Consider the following 18,580-nt stretch of genomic DNA (forward strand, 5'->3'; position numbering starts at 1 on the left):
AGAATGAAGAAGCACGTGCTCATCGCCGCCATGGCTTTTGCCATGTCCGCCCATGTGGTGACCGCACAGCCCGAGAAATCGGCTGCCATCGCAACGCCCGCGGCGCCCGCCAAGGCCGCGGACTCCACCAAGAAAACCGCCGCGACCCCGGCTTCGCTCGAGATGAAGCCGATCGCCGCCCAGACCCAGGCCGCGCTGTGGGCCTCGCGTGTGCTGGGCCGCTACCACTACAGTCCGGTGCCGCTGGACGACGCGATGTCGGCCAAGATCTTCGACAGTTACTTCGATGGGCTCGACGGCGAGAAGCTGTACTTCGCGCAGGCCGACCTGGATCAATTCGCCGCGCTGCGCACCCAGATGGACGACGCCATCAACAACGAAGACCTGACCGCGCCGTTCGCCATCTACAACCTGTACCAGAAACGGTTTGCCGAACGCATGGCCTATGCGCGCGGCCTGCTCAAGACCAACTTCGATTTCACCACCGAAGAGACCATGGAGCTCGACCGCGAGAAGGCGGCCTGGGCCAAGAGCGAAGACGAAATCCGCGACCTGTGGCGCAAGCGCGTCAAGAACGACTGGCTGCGCCTCAAACTGGCGGGCAAGGACGACAAATCGATCCGCGAAACGCTCGATAAGCGCTACGACAACTACGTCAACCGCATCCGCAAGCTGAACAACGAGGACGTGTTCCAGATGTTCATGAACGCGTATGCGACCGCGATCGAGCCGCACACTAACTACCTCGGCCCACGCTCGGCCGACAACTTCGACATCGCGATGCGCCTGTCGCTCGAAGGCATCGGCTGCGTGCTGCAGTCGCGCGACGACTACACCATCATCCGCGAGATCGTGCCCGGCAGCCCGGCCGACAAGTCCGGCAAGCTGAAGGTCGGCGACCGCATCGTCGGCGTGGCCCAGGGCGACAAACCGTTCGTCGACGTGCTGGGCTGGCGCCTTGACGACGTGGTGGCGCTGGTGCGTGGCGAGAAGGGTTCGACCGTGCGCCTGGACGTCATCCCCGGCGCCGGCGGCGTCGACGCCAAGCACATGACCGTCACGATGGTACGCCACAAGATCAGCATGGAAGAGCAGGCCGCCAAGAAGTCGATCATCAAGGTCAAGGAAAACGGCGTCGAGCGCCGCATCGGTGTCATTGCGCTGCCGACCTTCTATCAGGACTTCGAAGCGCGCCGCAAGGGCGACCGCGAGTTCCGCAGCGCGACCCGCGACGTCGAACGCATCCTGGTCGAACTCAAGAAAGAGAAGGTCGACAACGTCCTGATCGACTTGCGCAATAACGGCGGCGGCTCGCTGACCGAGGCGGTCGAGCTGACCGGCCTGTTCATCGACAAGGGACCGGTCGTGATGCAGCGCACCGCCGAAGGCCGGGTCGAAGTCGAGAGCGACACCAAACCGGGCCTGGCCTGGGACGGTCCGATGGGCGTGCTGATCAACCGCGGTTCTGCCTCGGCGTCCGAGATCTTCGCGGCGGCGATCCAGGATTATGGTCGCGGCCTCGTGATCGGCGAGCCGAGCTTCGGCAAGGGCACGGTCCAGACACTGATCGACCTCGACCGCTTTGCGCCGAATGAAAAGATGCGCTACGGCGAGCTGAAGATGACCATCGCCCAGTTCTTCCGCATCAATGGCGGCACGACTCAGCTGCGTGGCGTGACGCCGGACATCAAGCTGCCGGTGCTGACCGATCTGGACACCTTTGGCGAATCGTCCTACGACAATGCGCTGCCATGGGTGGCGATCAAGCCGGCGCAATACATGCCGCTGGGCGACCTGAAGGAACTCGTCGCGCCGCTGCAGAAGCGCCATGAAGAACGCATCGCCAACGACAAGGACTTCCAGTTCCTGCAAGAAGACATCAACGAAGTGCTGAAGCTGCGCAAGGAGAATGTCATTTCGCTGAACGAGGCAGTGCGCCGCAAGGAGCGCGATGCCCAGGATGCCCGCTCCAAGCTGCGCGAAGCACGGCTGGCTGGCACCTCGGCCACGCCTGGCGAGCCGACCAGCGGCCCGGGCAGCGCCGAGAAGCGCGCCGAGGCGCCGGACCCGACCAAGCCCGAGAAATCGGTGGTCGCCCTGCGCGGCACCCCGCGCCAGGACGATGGCCTGCAAGGCGACGAACGCGATCTCCAGGCTGAACTGGCGGCCGAGAAGGCGGCCAAGGACGCCAAGGACGTGATGCTGCAGGAAGCGGCCAATATCCTGGCGGACGAGGTCGGCATGCTGAAGACCGATACCCGGATGGCGTCGCGTGTCATGCCGTATATGACGGTCGTAGACAGCAAGTAAATAACGTACGAAGCGCGGCACGACGTCGCGCGATCCCATGAAAGGCCACGCCGTAACAGGCGTGGCCTTTTTTTTGCTGTTCTTAACAATTGGTTCTTAATACGTTTCTTGCCAGAATAACTAGTAAAGTTATCAGGATGCAGGCCACATCCTGCAACGCCCCCCTCGAAGTACATGTTCTTCCAGTATGGCTCAGAAGAAAACGAAGTTACTGTAACTATCTATATTCGAAGCATATATAGGCTATGACTCAGCAATAAAATCGCATGCACGATTTGCGGCTGATCAAAACTTAAGTTTTTTTAGTTTGTGATACGATAACTCTGTAGTTGTAAAAACAATAATCTTCACTTCTCTTAGGAGTTATCTTCATGTCAACACGTCACCTCGTTGTTGCTGCCCTGCTGGCCTGTGCCGGTGCAGCCCAGGCAGATGTCGTCTCCACGACAGGCTTCCAGAATGGATGGACCGCCGGAAACGGCACCAGTGTGATCGGTTCGGGTGTGCTGGGTAGTGACGTTAGCCTGGTTGGCGGCGTCGCGCACGGCACTACCGGCAACCTGATCGGCAAGGCAAGCGCCAGCCTGTCGTCCGCCGATGCACAGAAACTCTTCGTCCAGCAAGGCATCGACGCTGCCTATGTGCTGAGCGCCGGTAACGGCCTGCTGGCAGCCCGTTACGGTAACTCGGTCTCGGTCATCAACGACGGCGACGGCGTGAAGATCGTGCCTGGCCAGAATGCAGGTGGCGGCGCCGCCGCGCCTGGTGCCCCGGCTGCCGGCGGTGGCGGTGGCGGCGGCGGTGGTGGTGGTGGCGGCGGCGGCGGCGATGCCCCGGTCGGCGGTGGCGGCGCCCCAGTGGGCGGCGGCAGCCCGGCCCCAGGCGGCAATAGTGGCAGCCCTGCCACGCCAGGCTCGGGTAGCGACAGTGGTGGCGGCAATGTGACCGTGCCGGCGCCGGGTAGCGACCCGGTCTTCACCCTGCCGGTCCAGGACCAGATCGGCGCACTGCCGGACCAGGTCAACGCCGTGCCGGAACCAGGCACCATCGCGCTGATGCTGGCTGGCCTGATGGGCGCTGGCGCCTTCTCGCGTCGCCGCAACGCCAAGCAGTAATCGGCATCCCGGCCTGGCCGCTTCAAGGCCAGGCCAAGCCCTATCATCCGCGTCGTCAACGCTTGGCGGCGCGGCCGATTCAGGTACAATCCTTGTGAACGATCGTGCTATTCATGACGACAACAACAAGGAGACGACGTGGACCTGTACTACTCCGACGGGGACCTGGCCTTTCGCGACCAGGTCCGCGCTTTTCTCGCTTCCCATCTTCCCCCTGAACTGCAGCACAAGGTTCGCCAGCACCTGCGCCTGACCCGCGACGACTACGTCCGCTGGCACCGCATCCTGGCCGCCCAGGGCTGGGCCGCGCCCGGCTGGCCGCTCGAATACGGCGGCCCCGGCTGGACGCCGCTACAGCGCCACATCTTCGAGGAAGAATGCGCGCTGGCCGGCACGCCGCAAGTGCTGCCGTTCGGCGTCAATATGGTGGCCCCCGTGATCATGGCCTTCGGCAGCCAGCAGCAGAAGGACTATTACTTGCCGCGCATCCTGTCCTGCGAGGACTGGTGGTGCCAGGGCTATTCCGAACCCGGGGCCGGCTCCGACCTGGCCGCGCTCAAGACCAGCGCGGTCCGCGATGCCGATCATTACATCGTCAACGGCCAGAAGACCTGGACCACCCTGGCCCAGCACGCCGACATGATCTTCTGCCTGGTACGCACCGATCCTGGCGTGCGCAAGCAGGAGGGCATTTCCTTCCTCCTCATCGACATGCGCAGTCCCGGCGTCACCGTGCGTCCGATCGCGATGCTCGACGAAGACCATGAAGTCAACGAAGTCTTCTTCGACGACGTCAGGGTGCCGGTCGCCAATCTGGTAGGCCAGGAAAATCGCGGCTGGACCTATGCCAAATACCTGCTCGGACACGAGCGCACCGGCATCGCCGCCGTCGGCCGTTCCAAGCGCGAGCTGGCCTTCGTCAAGCGCCTGGCGCTGCGTGAACAGAAGCGCGGACGGCCGCTGCTCGACGCCCCCCTGTTCGGCGCGAAAGTGGCGGCGCTCGAGATCGAATTGATGGCGCTCGAAATGACGGTGCTGCGCGTGCTGGCCAGGGGCGAGGCCGCGCCCGGCCCCGAAGCGTCGATGCTGAAAGTGAAGGGCACCGAGATCCAGCAGGCGCTCACCGAGCTGATGGTGGAAGCGGCCGGCCCGCAGGCGCTGCCCTTCGATCCGGCTTACCTGGGTGGCGCGCGCGAACACGCCATCGCGGGCGACGACGATGCGGCCCCGCTGGCGGGCTATTACTTCAACTACCGCAAGACCTCGATCTATGGCGGGTCGAACGAAATCCAACGCAATATCATCTCCCAGATGATCCTGGGACTGTGAGGACGGCATGCATTTCGAACTGAACGGGGAACAGCAGCAGCTGGCCGATGCGATCCGGCGCTGGATCGGCCGCGACTACGGCTTCGAGACGCGGCGCGCGATCGTCCATTCCGAATCGGGCGTCTCGCCCGAAGCCTGGGCCACGATGGTCGAGCTGGGCCTGACGGCGCTGCCGGTGCCCGAGGAACACGGAGGATTCGGCGGCGACGCCATGTCCATGTTCGCCGTGATGCAGGAACTCGGCCGTGGACTGGTGGTCGAACCGTATGTGGCGACGGTATTGGGCGCCGAATTCCTGCGCCGGGGTGGCAAGCACGGTGCGCTGCTCGAGCGGGTCGCCGGCGGCGATGCCAAGCTGGCCTGCGCGCTGGGCGAGCGACAGTCGCGTCACGACGCCTTCGACGTCGCCACCCGGGCCGAGGCTGTCGATGGCGGCTACCGCCTGCATGGCGAGAAGCGGGTGGTGCTGCATGGCGCCGAAGCCGATGCCTTGATCGTGTCGGCCCGAAGCGCGCAGAGCGCGGTGGGCTTGGGGAGTGCAGCGAGCGGGGGCGATAGGCAGGGCATGGATGGCGTGAGCCTGTTCGTCGTGCCGCGCGACAGCGCCGAATTGCGCATCACGGGCTACCGCACGCTTGACGGCTTGCGTGCGGCGAGCATGGTGCTCGACGGCGTGACGGTCGGGCCGGATGCCTTGATCGGCCGGGTGGGAGAGGGGGGCGCCATCCTCGATGCGGCGCTGGATTACGGCGCCGGCCTGCTGTGCGCCGAGGCGCTGGGGGCAATGCAGGCGCTGTTCGACATGACACTTGAGTATCTCAAGACGCGCCAGCAGTTCGGCGCGCCGATCGGCAAGTTCCAGGCGCTGCAGCACCGGATGGCCGATATGGCGATCCACCTCGAGCAGGCGCGGTCGATGGCCTTGCTGGCGGCGCTGGCCCTGGCGCGTTCGGGTGCCGACGCCGGCGGCGACCTCGCGATGCGCCGGCGCGTGGTGTCGGCCGCCAAGTACCGCGTTGGCCTGGCCGCGCGCTTCATCGGCCAGGGCGCCATCCAGCTGCATGGCGGCATGGGCGTCACCGACGAGCTGCCGGCTTCGCATTACTTCAAGCGCCTGTCGATGATCGAACTGACGCTGGGCGATATGGACCACCACCTGGAGCGCTTCATCGCGCAGCCAGGCTTCCGGGAGGCCGCATGACGGCAGGACCAGACGAGGGAGCGGGCAGGCCGGCGGACGCGCGCGCGCACGCCCCGGCCGATGCGCCGGCCGGCAAGCGCTGGTATTTCGAAGATTTCCATCCCGGCCAGGAGATCGACCTGGGCGAGCGCACCGTCACCGAGGCCGAGATCCTCGACTTCGCGCGCGCCTTCGATCCCCAGTCCTTCCACGTCGATGCCGGGGCGGCGCAAGCCTCGCCCTACGGCGGCCTGATCGCCAGCGGCTGGCACACCTGCAGCATGATGATGCGCATGGTGGTCGATGGCCTGTTAAGCGCGGCCGACGGCATGGGCTCGCCCGGCCTCGACGGCGTGCGCTGGCTGCAACCGGTGCGGCCCGGCGACACCCTGCGCGTGCGCTACCTGACGCGCCAGGTCAAGGCGTCCGCCAGCAAACCCGATCGCGGCGTCGTCTGGTCGACCTGGACCGCCACCAACCAGCACGGCGACCAGGTCTGCACGGTCGACGGCATCGGCCTCTACGGGCGCCGGCCCAACAGGGAGCACTAATGGCCACTACGATCGCACTCGATGCCTTGCCGGCGCGCGTCGGCAGCGAAGTCGCCGTCTCCGACTGGTTCGAGGTCGGGCAAGAGCGCATCGCCACCTTCGCCGAAGCCACTGACGACCGCCAGTGGATCCACCTCGATCCCGAACGCTGCAAGCGCGAGTCGCCGTTCGGCCAGCCGGTGGCGCATGGCTTTCTCACCCTCTCCCTGCTGCCGGCCATGCTCACCAGCGCCCTGGCGATCGAGGGCATGCGCATGGGCGTGAACTATGGCCTGAACAAGGTGCGCTTCCCGAGTCCGCTGCCGGCCGGCAGCCGGGTGCGCGGGCGCTGGACCTTGCGCGGCGCCGACGCGGTCGCCGGCGGCTGGCAATTTACTTGGGACGTGACGATCGAGGCCGAAGGGGCGGCCAAGCCCGTGTGCGTGGCCGAATTCCTGATCCGCTGCTACGCCTGAAGCGTCATCATGAACCGTGGCCGCCGGCGCTGCCGAGCGCGCCCACGCCGCCCATCCGGTATTGATTGCGCCCGCCCGCCTTGGCCTGGTAGAGCAGGGCGTCGGCGCTGGCTACCAATACATCGGCTCCTTGCGCATCGCGCGGCACCAGGCTCGACAGCCCCAGGCTCATCGTGATGTGCGGGGCCGTGGGCGAGGCCGCATGCGGCAGCCCGAGCTGGGCCAGTTCGTCCAGCAGGCGGTGCGCCACGCCTTCGGCGCCGAGCGCGTCGAGCTGGGGCAGCAGGATGGCGAATTCCTCGCCGCCATAGCGTGTGACCAAGTCATGGGTGCGGCCGGCGCCGCGCCGCAGGGCCGCCGCCACCTGTACCAGGCACGCGTCGCCGGCCTGGTGCCCGTAGTGGTCGTTATACGCCTTGAAATGGTCGACGTCGGCCAGGATCAGCGCCACCGGCAGCCCGGCGCGCGCGCAGCGGCGCCATTCGGCTTCCAGCCGCTCATCAAAAGCGCGGCGGTTGGCCACGCCGGTCAGCGGGTCGGTCAGGGTCAGCGCGCGCAGCGCGTCGGCCTGGCGCTTGACGGTCAGTTGGGTACGCACGCGGGCGCGCACCACGGCCGCATTGACCGGCTTGGTGATGAAGTCGGCCGCGCCGGCCTCCAACGCGCGGGTTTCGTCTTCCGGCGTCTTGAGCGCGGTGACGAAGATGACCGGGATGTCGCGCGTCTCGGGCGCCGCGCGCAGGGCCGCGCACACGGCGTAGCCGTCCATGCCGGGCATCATGGCGTCGACCAGGATCAGGTCGGGGTGCTGGGTGCGCGCCAGCTCGAGCGCGCGGGCGCCGTCCAGCGCGAACAGCACTTCCTGTTCTTCCTGCAGCGCCGCATGCAGGATCTGGATGTTTTCCATCGCATCGTCGACCACCAGGATGCGGCCATTGAGTGCCATCTCGGTCCAGCTCACAGGGTTCCCTTTCGCATCATGAGGTCTGCCACCTGGCGCGCCGCCTCGTCGAAGCGCAGGGTGGCGACGGCGTCGGCCAGCGCGGCCGCGGCTGGCTGCCCGGCATCGAGCGCCAGGGCCGGCCGCAAGGCGGCTTCGGCGGCGATCGCCCTCATATTGTTATTCTCCAGTAAGTGGAGCAGGCGCGCCAGTGTATCGTGCAGCGTGGCGCCCTCATCCATACCGGGTAGGTCCTGGGCCACCTCCCGGGAGACCAGGTTGGCGGCTGGGGGCGCCAGCTCGCGCGCGGTCGCGGTCACGGCCTCGAGCGCGCGCGCCAGGTCGGCCAGGCGCAGGCGCACCGTGCCGTCGTCGGCGTCGCGCAGCGCGTGTTCGAGCGCATGGGCCGTCTCGGCTGCCTCGGTGGCGCCGAGATTGGCGCTCACCCCGCGCAGCCGATGCGCCAGCTGGCCGGCGGCGCCGCGCTCGCCGGCCTCGACGTGCGCGCGCAGCTCGCCGAAGGTTTGCGCCTGGCCTTCGGCGTAGCGGATGAACAGCTCGCAGAAACGCTCGACGCTGCCGGCGAAACGCGGCAGTGTCGATTTCAGGTCGATGCCGGGCAGGTGCGGCAACGAGGCTGGCAGCGCGGGCTCGGCGCTGGCGGCGGCGGGCGTGCCCTGCGGCCGGTCGGTGACCCGCGACAGGGTCGCCACCAGCGCGTCGACGTCGATCGGCTTGGCCAGGTGGGCCTGCATGCCGGCGTCGAGGGAGCGCTGGCGGTCCTCGTCCATCGCATTCGCCGTCATGGCCACGATCGGCAGGTCCAGGCCGGCGGCGCGGATCGCGGCGGTCGCCTCGAAGCCGTTCATCACCGGCATCTGCAAGTCCATCAGCACCACGTCGAAGGCCGCGTCTTCCTGCAGCATGCTGAGGGCGGCGCGGCCGTTGGCGGCGATCTCGAAGGTGGCGCCGGCGTGGGCCAGGATGAAGCTGGCCACCTCCTGGTTGATCAAATTGTCTTCGACCACGAGCACGCGCAGGCCGCGCAGGGCGCCGGCCAGCGGCGTGCTCGCAGGCGCCGGATGCGCCGCGCCGGCGCCGCCCAGCAGCCGGTCCACGGCCGCGCGCAGGCTGGCGCCGGTAAAGGGTTTGCCCAGCACGGCCGCCACGCCCAGTTCGTCGGCCAGCTCGGCATAGCGTTCGGTATCGGGATCGGGCGCCAGCAGGCAAAGGCGGGGCATCTGCACTTGCGCCGCGCGCACGGCCGAGATCAAGGGCACGCCGTCGAGCCCCGGCATGGATTGATCGACGAAGGCAAGGTCATAGCGGCTGCGACGCAGGACGTCCAGGGCCGCATCGCCATCGGGTACCGTCTCCACCCGCCAGCCGAAGGCGGTGCAGGCCGCGGCCAGGGCGCCGCGCGCGCTGGCATTGTCGTCGGCGACCAGGACGCGCAGGGCGTCGTCCTCGAGGGCGGGCGTCCCGGGCGCGGCTTCCAGTACCGGGAACGACAGCTCGAAGCGGAACGAGGTGCCGGCGCCCGGAACGCTGTCCAGGCGCAGGGCGCCGCCGGCCAGCTCCACCAGCCGGCGCGCGATCGACAGGCCCAGGCCGGCGCCGCCATATTTGCGCACGGTCGAGCTGTCGGCCTGCGAGAAGACTTCGAAGATGCCGGCCTGCACCTCGGGGGCGATGCCGATGCCGGTGTCGCGCACTTCGAACGCCAGGCGCACCTGGCCGTCGGCTGCGCCGCGCAGCGCGATCGACAGCACGATCTCGCCCCGGTCGGTGAACTTGACCGCATTGCCGACCAGGTTGAGCAGTACCTGCTCGAGCCGCACCGGGTCGCCCTGCAGCAGCGGCGGCAGGTGGGGATCGACCGCGAACGCCAGCTCGACGCCCTTGGCCCAGGCCCCGGGGCCGTGCAGCACCGCGATGCTGGCCAGGATGTCGTCGATGCGCAGCGGGATGCGCTCCAGGGTCAGCTGCCCGGCCTCGATGCGCGAAAAATCGAGCAGGTCGCTCAGCATGCCCAGCAGCGAGCGGGCGGCAGTGCGCATGCGCGCCACATAGCCCCGTTCGCGCTGGCCCAGTTGGCCTTCCTCGAGCAGGCGCGCCAGGCCGACGATGGCGTTCATCGGCGTGCGCAGCTCATGGCTCATATTCGCCAGGAACTCGCTCTTGGCGCGGCTGGCCTGTTCGGCCAGGCGCAGCGCCGCCTCGAGCTGGACGCCGGTGGCGCGCAGCGCGGCCTCGGCCGCGACCCGGGTGCTGATGTCGCGGATCGTGGCCTGCATCATGCCGACGCCGCCGATGTCGACCCGGGTCAGCAGGATGTCGGCATGGAACTCGCTGCCGTCGGCGCGCAGGTGCAGCCATTCGAAGGCGTCGCGGCCCTCGTCCAGCGTGCGCCGCATGTGCTCCAGCGCCACCTCGTTGCTCGGGCGGCCGTCGATCTGCAACAGCGGCGACAGGCTGGCCGGCGACTCTTCGAGCAGGGCGGCTGGAGTGGCGAAGCCGAACAGGTCGGCCGCCGCCTGGTTGGCGCTGACGTAGCTGGCGCCATAGGCCAGCAGCAGGTGGGCGTCGCCGGCTGCCTCGAACAGGGCGCGGAACATCTCCTGGTGATCGCGCTCGCGCTGCTGCTGGCGCTTGCGGTCGGTGATGTCGAGCACCACCGCGTTCACGCCCATCAGCTGGCGGTCCGGCCCGTACACCGGGAAGTAACTGGAGATCCAGTGACGCGCGCTCCCCGGCGCCGATGGGGCGTCGCCGGTGGCCTCGACCTCGACCAGCGGCCGGCCGCTGGCGATCACGCGCCGGTAGTTGGCTTCGTATTCCTCGCCGACCGGTCCCAGCAGCTCGGGCAGGCTGCGGCCGGCATGGTCGCGCGCCGGACGGCCATTGATGTCGGCCAGGTAGTCGTTGACCATCACCACCCGCAGTTCGGCGTCCATGAAACACAGGCCGACGGGAATCGAGGCATACACGGTTTCCAGCTGCGCCTTGGAGCGCTTCAGTTCCTGCGTGCGCTCGGCCACCAGCGTCTCGAGGCCGCGCCGGTGCTCCTGCAGCTCGGCGTCGACCCGGCGCAGCGCATGCGCCACCGCTTCCACCTCGCGGATGTCGGACGGGGGCAAGACCAGCGGCTCGCCGCTGCCCAGTCGCTCGGCGGGACCGGCCAGGCCCTGCACGGCGCGCGCGATCGAGCCGCCCAGGGCCCAGGCCAGGGCCAGGCTGATCGCCAGCAGGACGGCGATCGCGGCCACGGTCTTGGCCATCGACTGCCCGAGCAGTTCGCCGGCTGCGTTGTGCGGATAGCGGATCGTCACCACCCAGCCGTGCGCCGGCGAGTGGGCGAAGGCCGCGAAGCCGCGTCCGCCGCCATCCTGCGGCAGTGCGACGGTGCCGGCGTTGCCCTTCGTCACGGCCTTGGCCAGCGCCGGCTCCATCGGCAAGCCCAGGTGCTGGCCGCCATCGGCGCTGCGCGAGACGGTCAACAGGTGGCGGTCATGGATGCTGGCGATCCAGCCTTCCGGCAGGTGCTGGCTGTCGAGCAGCTCGGCCATGCGGCGCGGGCGCAGGTGGACCGACAGCACGAAGCGTACCTCGCCCTCGTACCAGATCGGCACTTCGACCGACAGCGCGTACTGGCCACCGCCGTCCAGCCGGTGCAGGCCGGACGCCACGGTGTTGCCGGTCTCGGCCACGCGCCGGATATCGTCCTCGTTGCCGGTGCGCGGCAGCGGTGCGCCGATGGGATAGCGGGTATTGATCAATGGCATGCCATTCGGCAGGCTCAGGACGAAAGCCTGGGCCGGGAAGTCGGGCCGCAGCAGGCTCCTGGCCACCGTGTGGATGGCGACCATGTCGCCCCTGGCCATCATCGCCGTCGCGGCCAGGACCCGGGCCGCGGTCTCCCCACTCTGGATATCGCGGTCGACCGCCGCCGCCAGCACCTCGGCCACGGTCTGGGCGTCGCGCGAGACGTGGTCGCGTTCGCGCAAGGCGGCATCGCGCGCCAGGGCGACATAGCCGACCAGGATCGGCAGCGCGCAGGCCAGCACCAGGATGTAGAGCTTGGCGCGGATCGAGGGCAGCGAAAGACGGGCAAACGGCAAGGACGGCTCCTGGTTTTAACACGGTAAGGGACGCAAGGCGTCATGTTAGCTGGCCCCATCCATACCGCATAGCGGCGCATTTGATTGCCGCCGTGCATCGTCTTCACTCTGCAACATGGCGGAACGGCCATATTGCCCTTATGGAACGCCAAATAATCGTCGGTCGATGGCGGATTGTTACCATCAGGCGCGGACAACGAGGCGAAACCGCGACAGAATTGCAAGCCGGCGTGATGCCGATAATCACTATTGTTCCCTCAGGCATTAAAATCCCTCTTGCAAGAATTAACCCAAGGGATGGTATGGCAAGGCCAGAGAAAGTCCGCCTCGGCGAAGTGTTGATGCAGCAGAAGCTGTTGAGCGAAGAACAACTCCAGCAGGCGCTTGCCGACCAGAAGCGCACCGGGCGCAAGCTGGGCCGGGTATTCGTCGAAAGCGGCTTCGTCACCGAGGACCAGATCTCGGGCGCGCTGGCGCGCCAGCTCGACATCCCTTACCTGAACCTGAAGTTCTACAACATCAACGCCGAGCTGGTGCGCCTGCTGCCCGAGACCGCGGCGCGGCGCTTCCGCGCGCTGGTGCTGGAAGACCGCAAGGAGACGATGCTGGTCGGCGTCTCCGACCCGACCGACCTGTTCGCCTATGACGAAATCGCGCGCCTGATCAAGAAGGGCGTCGAGCTGGCGGTGGTCAACGAGACCGAGGTGCTGGCGGCAATCGACCGCATCTACCGCCGCACCGGCGAGATCACCGGCCTGGCGCGCGAGGTCGAGGCCGACCTGGGCGACGCCTCGATCGACTTCGGCGCGCTGGCCGCCAATCCGGGGCTCGAGGAAGCGCCGATCGTCAAGCTGCTGCAATCGGTGTTCGACGACGCGGCGCAAGTGCGCGCCTCCGACATCCACATCGAGCCGCAGGAAGGGCGGCTGCAGATCCGCTTCCGCATCGACGGCGTGCTGCACCTGCAGACCGAGGCCGACCTCAAGGTCGCCACGCCGCTCGCGCTGCGCCTGAAATTGATGGCCGATCTCGACATCTCCGAGAAACGCCTGCCGCAGGACGGCCGCTTCGCGGTCAAGGTGCGCAACCAGCGCATCGACGTGCGTATCTCGACCATGCCGACCCAGTACGGCGAATCGGTGGTCATGCGTCTGCTGAACCAGGTCAGCGCCAATCTGCGCCTGGATGCGATCGGCATGCCGGCGCGTCTGGTCGAGCGCTTCCGCGCCATCGTCGCCCGGCCCAACGGCCTGGTGCTGGTGACCGGGCCGACCGGCAGCGGCAAGACCACTACCCTGTACAGTGCCCTGTCCGAACTGAACTCGGTCGAGAAGAAACTTATCACGGTCGAGGACCCGGTGGAGTACCGGCTGTCGGGCATCAACCAGGTGCAGGTCAATGACAAGATCGAGCTGTCGTTCGCGCGCGTGCTGCGCTCGGCGCTGCGGCAAGACCCGGACATCGTGCTGGTCGGCGAGATGCGCGACCAGGAAACCGCCGCCATCGGCCTGCGCGCCGCGATGACGGGCCACCTGGTGCTGTCGACCCTGCACACCAACGACGCCGCCTCGACCCCGCTGCGCCTGATGGACATGGGCGTGCCGCGCTATATGGTGAGCGGCTCGCTGCAGGCGGTGCTGGCCCAGCGCCTGGTGCGCGTGATCTGCGAGAGCTGCACGGTCGACTACCAGCCGGCCGCCAACGAGACCGACTGGCTGCGCGCCGAGCTGGGCGAGCATGCCGCGACCACGCGCTTCTATCACGGCAAGGGCTGCTCGCACTGCAACGGCACCGGCTATCGCGGTCGCACCGGCGTCTATGAATTGCTGGAGATGACGCGCGCCGTCACCGACGCGGTCAACCATCCGGACCCGGGCCACTTCCTCAAGGTCGCCCACACCGAGATGCGCGGCGAGACCTTGCGCCGCCACGCGGTGAACCTGGCGGTGCAGGGACGCTCGACGATCGCCGAGGCGATGCGGGTCAGTAACCAGATGGACGACTGATTTAAAGGCCCATGCCATATTTCGCCTACAAGGGCCGCAATGGACGCGGCGAGCCGGTTAACGGCGTGCTGGAAGGCGCCGACAGCGGAGCCGTGGCCGACCAGCTGTTCGGCAGCGGCGTCACGCCGATCGAGATCACGGTCACGCGCAAGGCCGCGACCAATGGCGGCCTTGGTTGGCGCGAGCGCCTGTTCGAAAAGAAGGTCACGTCGATGGACGTGCAGTTGTTCAGCCGCCAGATCCACACCCTGCTCAAGTCCGGCGTGCCGATCATGCGCGGCCTGGCCGGGCTGCAGGAGTCGGCGATCAGCCCCGCGTTCGGGCGCGTGATCAAGGATTTGCGTGAGTCGCTCGACGCCGGGCGCGAGCTGTCGGCCGCCATGATGCGCCACCCGCAGTGCTTCTCGCCGTTCTACCTGTCGATGGTGAAAGTGGGCGAGATGACGGGACGGCTGGAAGAAGTCTTCCTGCGCCTGTTCGACCACCTGGAGTTCGACCGCGACATGCGCGAGCGCGTGAAAACGGCGCTGCGCTATCCGAGCTTCGTGGTGATCGCGATGGTCATCGCCATGGTGGTGGTCAACGTCTTCGTCATTCCGCAGTTCGCCTCGGTGTTCAAGTCGTTCGGGGCCGAATTGCCGCTGATGACGCGCATCCTGTTGGCGACGTCGGGCTTCACGGTCACGTGGTGGCCGGCGCTGGCCGGTGTCGCGATCATCGGCTGGTTCGGGTTCCGGGCCTGGACCCGCACTGCGCAGGGGCGCTTGACCTGGGACCGCTACAAACTGCGCCTGCCGATCGCCGGCAAGATCATCCACAAGGGCACAATGGCCCGCTTCGCGCGCAGCTTCGCGTTGTCGATGCGCAGCGGGGTGCCGATCGTGCATGCGCTGACGGTGGTGTCGCAGACGGCCGACAACGCCTACCTGAGTTCGCGCATCGAGCAGATGCGCGACGGCGTCGAGCGCGGCGAGAGCATCCTGCGCACCTCGACCGCGGCCAACGTGTTCACGCCGATCGTGCTGCAGATGATCGCGGTGGGGGAAGAGACTGGGTCGATCGACGATCTGATGGACGAGATCGGACAGATGTACGAGCGCGAGGTCGACTATGAACTCAAGACCCTGTCGAGCCAGATCGAGCCGATCCTGATCACCTTCCTGGGGGTGATGGTGCTGATCCTGGCGCTGGGGATTTTCTTGCCGATCTGGGATCTGGGACAGGCGGCGCTGCATCCGAAATAGGCAACCTTGCGGACAGTGTTGCAAAAAGAACGCACTCCCTTGATCAAACTTAAAATTTCATCAATGAAACATTGCTTTATGGCGATCCCTTTGCCCGCAAGACATCAAAGTTGCACATTCTCACGGTAGAATTGTTGCAGCAGTCGAACCATATCAGGACAGCCACTCGTCCCCATCATCGTTAGGAGAAAGAAGAAAATGAACATCAGTTTCAATAAAAAAGCGCAGAGTGGTTTCACCCTGATCGAACTGATCGTTGTGATCGTCATCCTGGGCATTCTTGCCGCGACCGCACTGCCGAAGTTCGCCAGCCTGAGCGGCGACGCGCGCATGGCGTCGCTCCAGGGCGCCAAGGGCGCCATCAGCTCGGCATCGGCAATGGTGCACGGGAAATGGCTGATCAATAACACGCCGACGGTGACCGTCGAGAATTCGGTGATCAACATCGTCAACGGCTACCCGAGCACGGCCACGATCGCCATCGCGGCAGGCCTGACCGACGATTACACGATCGTACCTAACGGTCAGGATTTGATCGTGCGCCCGAAAAACCTGCCGGCCGCACTGAACGACACCTGCAAAGTCACGTACTCGGAGGCAACTGCCGCCCGCCCGGCACAGGTCGTGATTGCTGCCGGTCCTTGCGAGTAATCCGCCTGCATCGTTTGCGAAAAACAGGCGCTGCCGGGCAGCGCCTGTTTTTATTGTGTGATTTTTTCTGGTCTTTCCGTGCGCATGCGTTTGTTTAAGAGAGCGAAGAACAAGGATGGCTGGCTGGCCGTCGTCATCGTACGCGATGGCGTCATGGCGACCGCCGTCGATCGCATCGCCGGCTCCCGGCCGCATGTCCGTATTGCCTGCTTCCTTCCGGGCGAGGGCAATGTCGAGACGATCGACAAGGCCGCGCGCGAGGGAATGGCGTCGTCGCGCCACGTCCTCACCCTGCTGTCCGGCGGCGAATACCAGATCCTCAACGTCGAAGCGCCAAACGTGCCGCGTGAGGAAATGAAGACGGCCATCCGCTGGCGCCTGAAAGACATCCTCGATTTCCCGGCGGCGGAAGCGACCATCGACGTGCTCGACATCCCGCTCGACGCCAATTCGCGCGCCCAGCAATCGATCTTCGCGGTCGCCGCCCGCAATACCGTGATCCAGCCGCGCCAGAAGCTGTTCCTCGACGCGAAAGTCGAGCTGCACGCGATCGACATCCCCGAGATGGCCCAGCGTAATGTGTCGGCCATGCTGGAGCCCGAAGGGCGCGGCGTCGCCATGCTGTCGTTCGGCGAGGACGGCGGCCTGCTGACCGTGTCCTATCGCGGAGAGTTGTACCTGTCGCGCCGCTTCGACGTGACGCTGGCCCAGTTGCTGGAGCCGGACCACGAGCGCAAGCACCAGAGTTTCGACAAGATCACCCTCGAGCTGCAACGCTCGCTCGACCATTTCGAGCGCCAGTATTCCTTCATCAGCATCGCCAAGCTGGTGCTGGGGCCTTCGCCCGTCAGCGGCCTGGACGAATACCTGTCGAGCAATCTGTACACGCCGGTCGAGACGCTCGACCTGGCCACGCTGTTCGACCTGTCGCGCACGCCCGAGCTGGCGGACAAGGCGCAGCAGCAGCGTTTCTTTCTCGCGATCGGCGCCGCGCTGCGCGAAGGCGAGGGCGCATGAAGCAACAGATCAACCTGTTCAATCCGGCCTTCCAGCCGCAGAAGCAGGTGCTGTCGAGCGCCACCATTGCGCTGGCGGTCGTCGTCGTCGTCGCGGGCATCGCCATCCTCGCCGTGGCCGGCAGGATGGAAACCGCTGAACTGCGGCAGCAGGCAAGCAGCGGTGCTACCCAGCTCGAGAAACGCCAGGCGCGCCTGGACTCGGTCAACCGCGAGTTCACGCCTCGCCAGAAGGACGCCACACTGGAGGCGCAGATCGCCGAGGCCAACACCCAGCTCACCGCGATGCGCCACATCTCAGGCGCGCTGTCGCGCGGAGAACTGGGCGACACCAGCGGCTTCGCCGGCTACTTCAAGGCGCTGGCGCGCCAGAGCGCGCAGGGCCTGTGGCTGACCGGCGTGACGGTCGGCGCCGGCGGCGCGCAGATCGGCATCAAGGGCCGCACGGTCGATCCGGCCATGGTGCCGGGCTACCTGAACCGCCTGACCCACGAGCCGCTGATGCAGGGTAAATCCTTCGCCAGCCTGCAGATCGGCGAGGCCGCGCCGCTGCAGGTGCAGGATGCGGACGGCAAGCCCGCCACGCGCCCGGCGCCCTACATCGAATTCAGCCTGCAATCGATCCCCGAGGAGCAGGGTAAATGAAAGAGCGCATCCTTCAGCTGCGCGCGCGCATCGATGCGCTGTCGCTGCGCGAACGCGGCATGGTATGCCTGGCGGTCTGCGCACTGCTGGCCTTCCTCGGTCACGCGCTGGTGCTGGCGCCGATGGAAGCGGACCAGCAGGCGCTGCGCAGCCAGATCGCCCAGCAGCGCACCGACATGGCGGCGATCGACGAGGCCATCACGGGCCGGGTGCAGGCGTTCCAGCTCGATCCCGACGCCGCGGCGCGCACGCGCCTGAATGCGCTGCGCCAGGAGATGGGCCAGCTCGGCGACCAGCTGCTGGCCATCGAGCATGGCCTGGTGCCGCCCGAGCGCATGGGTCCCCTGGTCGACGGTATCCTGCGCGCCAACGGGCGCCTGAAGCTGGTGTCGATGCGCACCTTGCCGGTCGAGCCGCTGGCGGACAAGCAGGCGCCTGCGCCAGCCAATACGTCTGCACCGGTCGCTACGCCCCTGCTATACCGCCACGGCATCGAAGTCTCGGTGCGCGGCAATTATCTCGACATGGTCGACTACATGAGCGCACTCGATGCGATGCCGACCCGGATGTTCTGGGGCCGCGCCCAGCTCGACGTGGAGGAGTATCCCGCCGCGCGCCTGACGCTCACCCTGCATACCCTGAGCCTGGACCGACAATGGATGAAGCTGTGAAGAACCTGTTCCTGACCGCGCTGGCTTGCCTGGCGCTGGCCCAACCCGCCGCCGCGCAAGCGCTGCTCGACCCCACCCGTCCGCCGCCGGGCATGGACCGGATCGCCCCGGAACTGGCCGCCGCCGACGATGCGCCGCGTTTGCAATCGGTGCTGATCGCGCGCCATGCGGGTGGTCGCCACGTGGCCGTGATCGATGGCGAGACGGTGCGCCTCGGCGAGAGCTTCAAGGGCGCGCGCGTGGCCCGCGTCAGCGCCAACGAGGTCGTGCTGATGCGCGGCGCCGAACGCCAGGTGCTGCGCATGGACGCACCGCTGCCCGGCATGACGCCGGCCGCCAAATGACA

General features: G+C 66.9%; 15 protein-coding genes. 13 read left to right on the forward strand and 2 right to left on the reverse strand.

What is annotated here, in order from left to right:
- The first annotated feature begins 3 nt into the window (after positions 1-3).
- The 6 genes from SOM28_RS18395 (at position 4) to SOM28_RS18420 (ending at position 6,940) form a co-directional block, all read left to right on the forward strand.
- Complete coding sequence (locus tag SOM28_RS18395; RefSeq protein ID WP_123072314.1) at positions 4-2,310, forward strand: carboxy terminal-processing peptidase; 2,307 nt, start codon at positions 4-6, stop codon at positions 2,308-2,310.
- A 371-nt stretch (positions 2,311-2,681) separates the two neighbouring features.
- On the forward strand, positions 2,682-3,425 hold the full coding sequence (locus SOM28_RS18400) for a PEP-CTERM sorting domain-containing protein (RefSeq protein WP_320468991.1): 744 nt from the start codon (positions 2,682-2,684) through the stop codon (positions 3,423-3,425).
- A gap of 138 nt (positions 3,426-3,563) precedes the next feature.
- A complete protein-coding gene (locus tag SOM28_RS18405) occupies positions 3,564-4,754 on the forward strand; it encodes an acyl-CoA dehydrogenase family protein (RefSeq protein WP_320468992.1) in 1,191 nt (396 codons plus the stop codon).
- Between the two features lie 7 nt (positions 4,755-4,761).
- Positions 4,762-5,955, forward strand: coding sequence for an acyl-CoA dehydrogenase family protein (locus SOM28_RS18410; RefSeq protein ID WP_320468993.1), 1,194 nt, complete (start codon positions 4,762-4,764; stop codon positions 5,953-5,955).
- Positions 5,952-6,485, forward strand: a complete 534-nt coding sequence (locus SOM28_RS18415) for a MaoC family dehydratase (protein WP_320468994.1) — start codon at positions 5,952-5,954, stop codon at positions 6,483-6,485. The genes SOM28_RS18410 and SOM28_RS18415 overlap by 4 nt, the downstream gene beginning before the upstream one ends.
- Positions 6,485-6,940 (forward strand): MaoC family dehydratase, encoded by a 456-nt coding sequence (locus SOM28_RS18420; protein WP_123072309.1) that lies wholly within the window; start codon positions 6,485-6,487, stop codon positions 6,938-6,940. Before SOM28_RS18415 ends, SOM28_RS18420 begins: the two co-directional genes overlap by 1 nt.
- Before the next feature lie 7 nt (positions 6,941-6,947).
- Here the strand turns inward: SOM28_RS18420 and SOM28_RS18425 are convergent, their stop codons facing one another.
- Both SOM28_RS18425 and SOM28_RS18430 read right to left on the reverse strand, forming a co-directional pair.
- Complete coding sequence (locus tag SOM28_RS18425; protein WP_320468995.1) at positions 6,948-7,886, reverse strand: diguanylate cyclase domain-containing protein; 939 nt, start codon at positions 7,884-7,886, stop codon at positions 6,948-6,950.
- Positions 7,887-7,897: 11 nt separating this feature from the next.
- Positions 7,898-12,001: a response regulator gene (locus tag SOM28_RS18430; protein WP_320468996.1), complete on the reverse strand. Its 4,104-nt coding sequence runs from the start codon at positions 11,999-12,001 to the stop codon at positions 7,898-7,900.
- Between the two features lie 302 nt (positions 12,002-12,303).
- On the opposite strand from SOM28_RS18430, the gene SOM28_RS18435 reads away from it, so the two are divergent.
- From SOM28_RS18435 to SOM28_RS18465, 7 genes are all read left to right on the forward strand, one after another.
- The gene (locus SOM28_RS18435; protein WP_123072307.1) at positions 12,304-14,007 is read left to right on the forward strand and encodes a GspE/PulE family protein; all 1,704 of its coding nucleotides are present in this window, start codon (positions 12,304-12,306) and stop codon (positions 14,005-14,007) included.
- Positions 14,008-14,018: 11 nt separating this feature from the next.
- Entirely contained in the window at positions 14,019-15,251 is a 1,233-nt protein-coding gene (locus tag SOM28_RS18440) for a type II secretion system F family protein (RefSeq protein ID WP_123072306.1), read from the forward strand.
- A gap of 198 nt (positions 15,252-15,449) precedes the next feature.
- Positions 15,450-15,902, forward strand: a complete 453-nt coding sequence (locus SOM28_RS18445; RefSeq protein ID WP_123072305.1) for a type II secretion system protein — start codon at positions 15,450-15,452, stop codon at positions 15,900-15,902.
- 84 nt (positions 15,903-15,986) lie between these two features.
- The gene (gene pilM / locus SOM28_RS18450; protein ID WP_123072304.1) at positions 15,987-16,919 is read left to right on the forward strand and encodes a type IV pilus biogenesis protein PilM; all 933 of its coding nucleotides are present in this window, start codon (positions 15,987-15,989) and stop codon (positions 16,917-16,919) included.
- Complete coding sequence (locus SOM28_RS18455; protein WP_123072303.1) at positions 16,916-17,563, forward strand: hypothetical protein; 648 nt, start codon at positions 16,916-16,918, stop codon at positions 17,561-17,563. The genes pilM and SOM28_RS18455 overlap by 4 nt, the downstream gene beginning before the upstream one ends.
- The gene (locus SOM28_RS18460) at positions 17,560-18,234 is read left to right on the forward strand and encodes a type II secretion system protein M (RefSeq protein ID WP_123072302.1); all 675 of its coding nucleotides are present in this window, start codon (positions 17,560-17,562) and stop codon (positions 18,232-18,234) included. The genes SOM28_RS18455 and SOM28_RS18460 overlap by 4 nt, the downstream gene beginning before the upstream one ends.
- A complete protein-coding gene (locus tag SOM28_RS18465) occupies positions 18,219-18,578 on the forward strand; it encodes a hypothetical protein (protein WP_320468997.1) in 360 nt (119 codons plus the stop codon). Before SOM28_RS18460 ends, SOM28_RS18465 begins: the two co-directional genes overlap by 16 nt.
- Positions 18,579-18,580: the final 2 nt, after the last annotated feature.

The organism is Massilia sp. CFBP9026 (assembly GCF_034045165.1).
GTDB lineage: Bacteria > Pseudomonadota > Gammaproteobacteria > Burkholderiales > Burkholderiaceae_D > Telluria > Telluria arenae.

Bases quoted from the DNA above. Each gene is read 5' to 3' on its own strand.
- SOM28_RS18395 (WP_123072314.1), top strand. From the start codon at position 4: ATGAAGAAGCACGTGCTCATCGCCGCCATGGCTTTTGCCATGTCCGCC.
- SOM28_RS18400 (WP_320468991.1), top strand. From the start codon at position 2,682: ATGTCAACACGTCACCTCGTTGTTGCTGCCCTGCTGGCCTGTGCCGGT.
- SOM28_RS18410 (WP_320468993.1), top strand. From the start codon at position 4,762: ATGCATTTCGAACTGAACGGGGAACAGCAGCAGCTGGCCGATGCGATC.
- SOM28_RS18415 (WP_320468994.1), top strand. From the start codon at position 5,952: ATGACGGCAGGACCAGACGAGGGAGCGGGCAGGCCGGCGGACGCGCGC.
- SOM28_RS18420 (WP_123072309.1), top strand. From the start codon at position 6,485: ATGGCCACTACGATCGCACTCGATGCCTTGCCGGCGCGCGTCGGCAGC.
- SOM28_RS18425 (WP_320468995.1), bottom strand. From the start codon at position 7,886: ATGGCACTCAATGGCCGCATCCTGGTGGTCGACGATGCGATGGAAAAC.
- SOM28_RS18435 (WP_123072307.1), top strand. From the start codon at position 12,304: ATGGCAAGGCCAGAGAAAGTCCGCCTCGGCGAAGTGTTGATGCAGCAG.
- SOM28_RS18440 (WP_123072306.1), top strand. From the start codon at position 14,019: ATGCCATATTTCGCCTACAAGGGCCGCAATGGACGCGGCGAGCCGGTT.
- SOM28_RS18445 (WP_123072305.1), top strand. From the start codon at position 15,450: ATGAACATCAGTTTCAATAAAAAAGCGCAGAGTGGTTTCACCCTGATC.
- pilM (WP_123072304.1), top strand. From the start codon at position 15,987: ATGCGTTTGTTTAAGAGAGCGAAGAACAAGGATGGCTGGCTGGCCGTC.
- SOM28_RS18455 (WP_123072303.1), top strand. From the start codon at position 16,916: ATGAAGCAACAGATCAACCTGTTCAATCCGGCCTTCCAGCCGCAGAAG.
- SOM28_RS18460 (WP_123072302.1), top strand. From the start codon at position 17,560: ATGAAAGAGCGCATCCTTCAGCTGCGCGCGCGCATCGATGCGCTGTCG.
- SOM28_RS18465 (WP_320468997.1), top strand. From the start codon at position 18,219: ATGGATGAAGCTGTGAAGAACCTGTTCCTGACCGCGCTGGCTTGCCTG.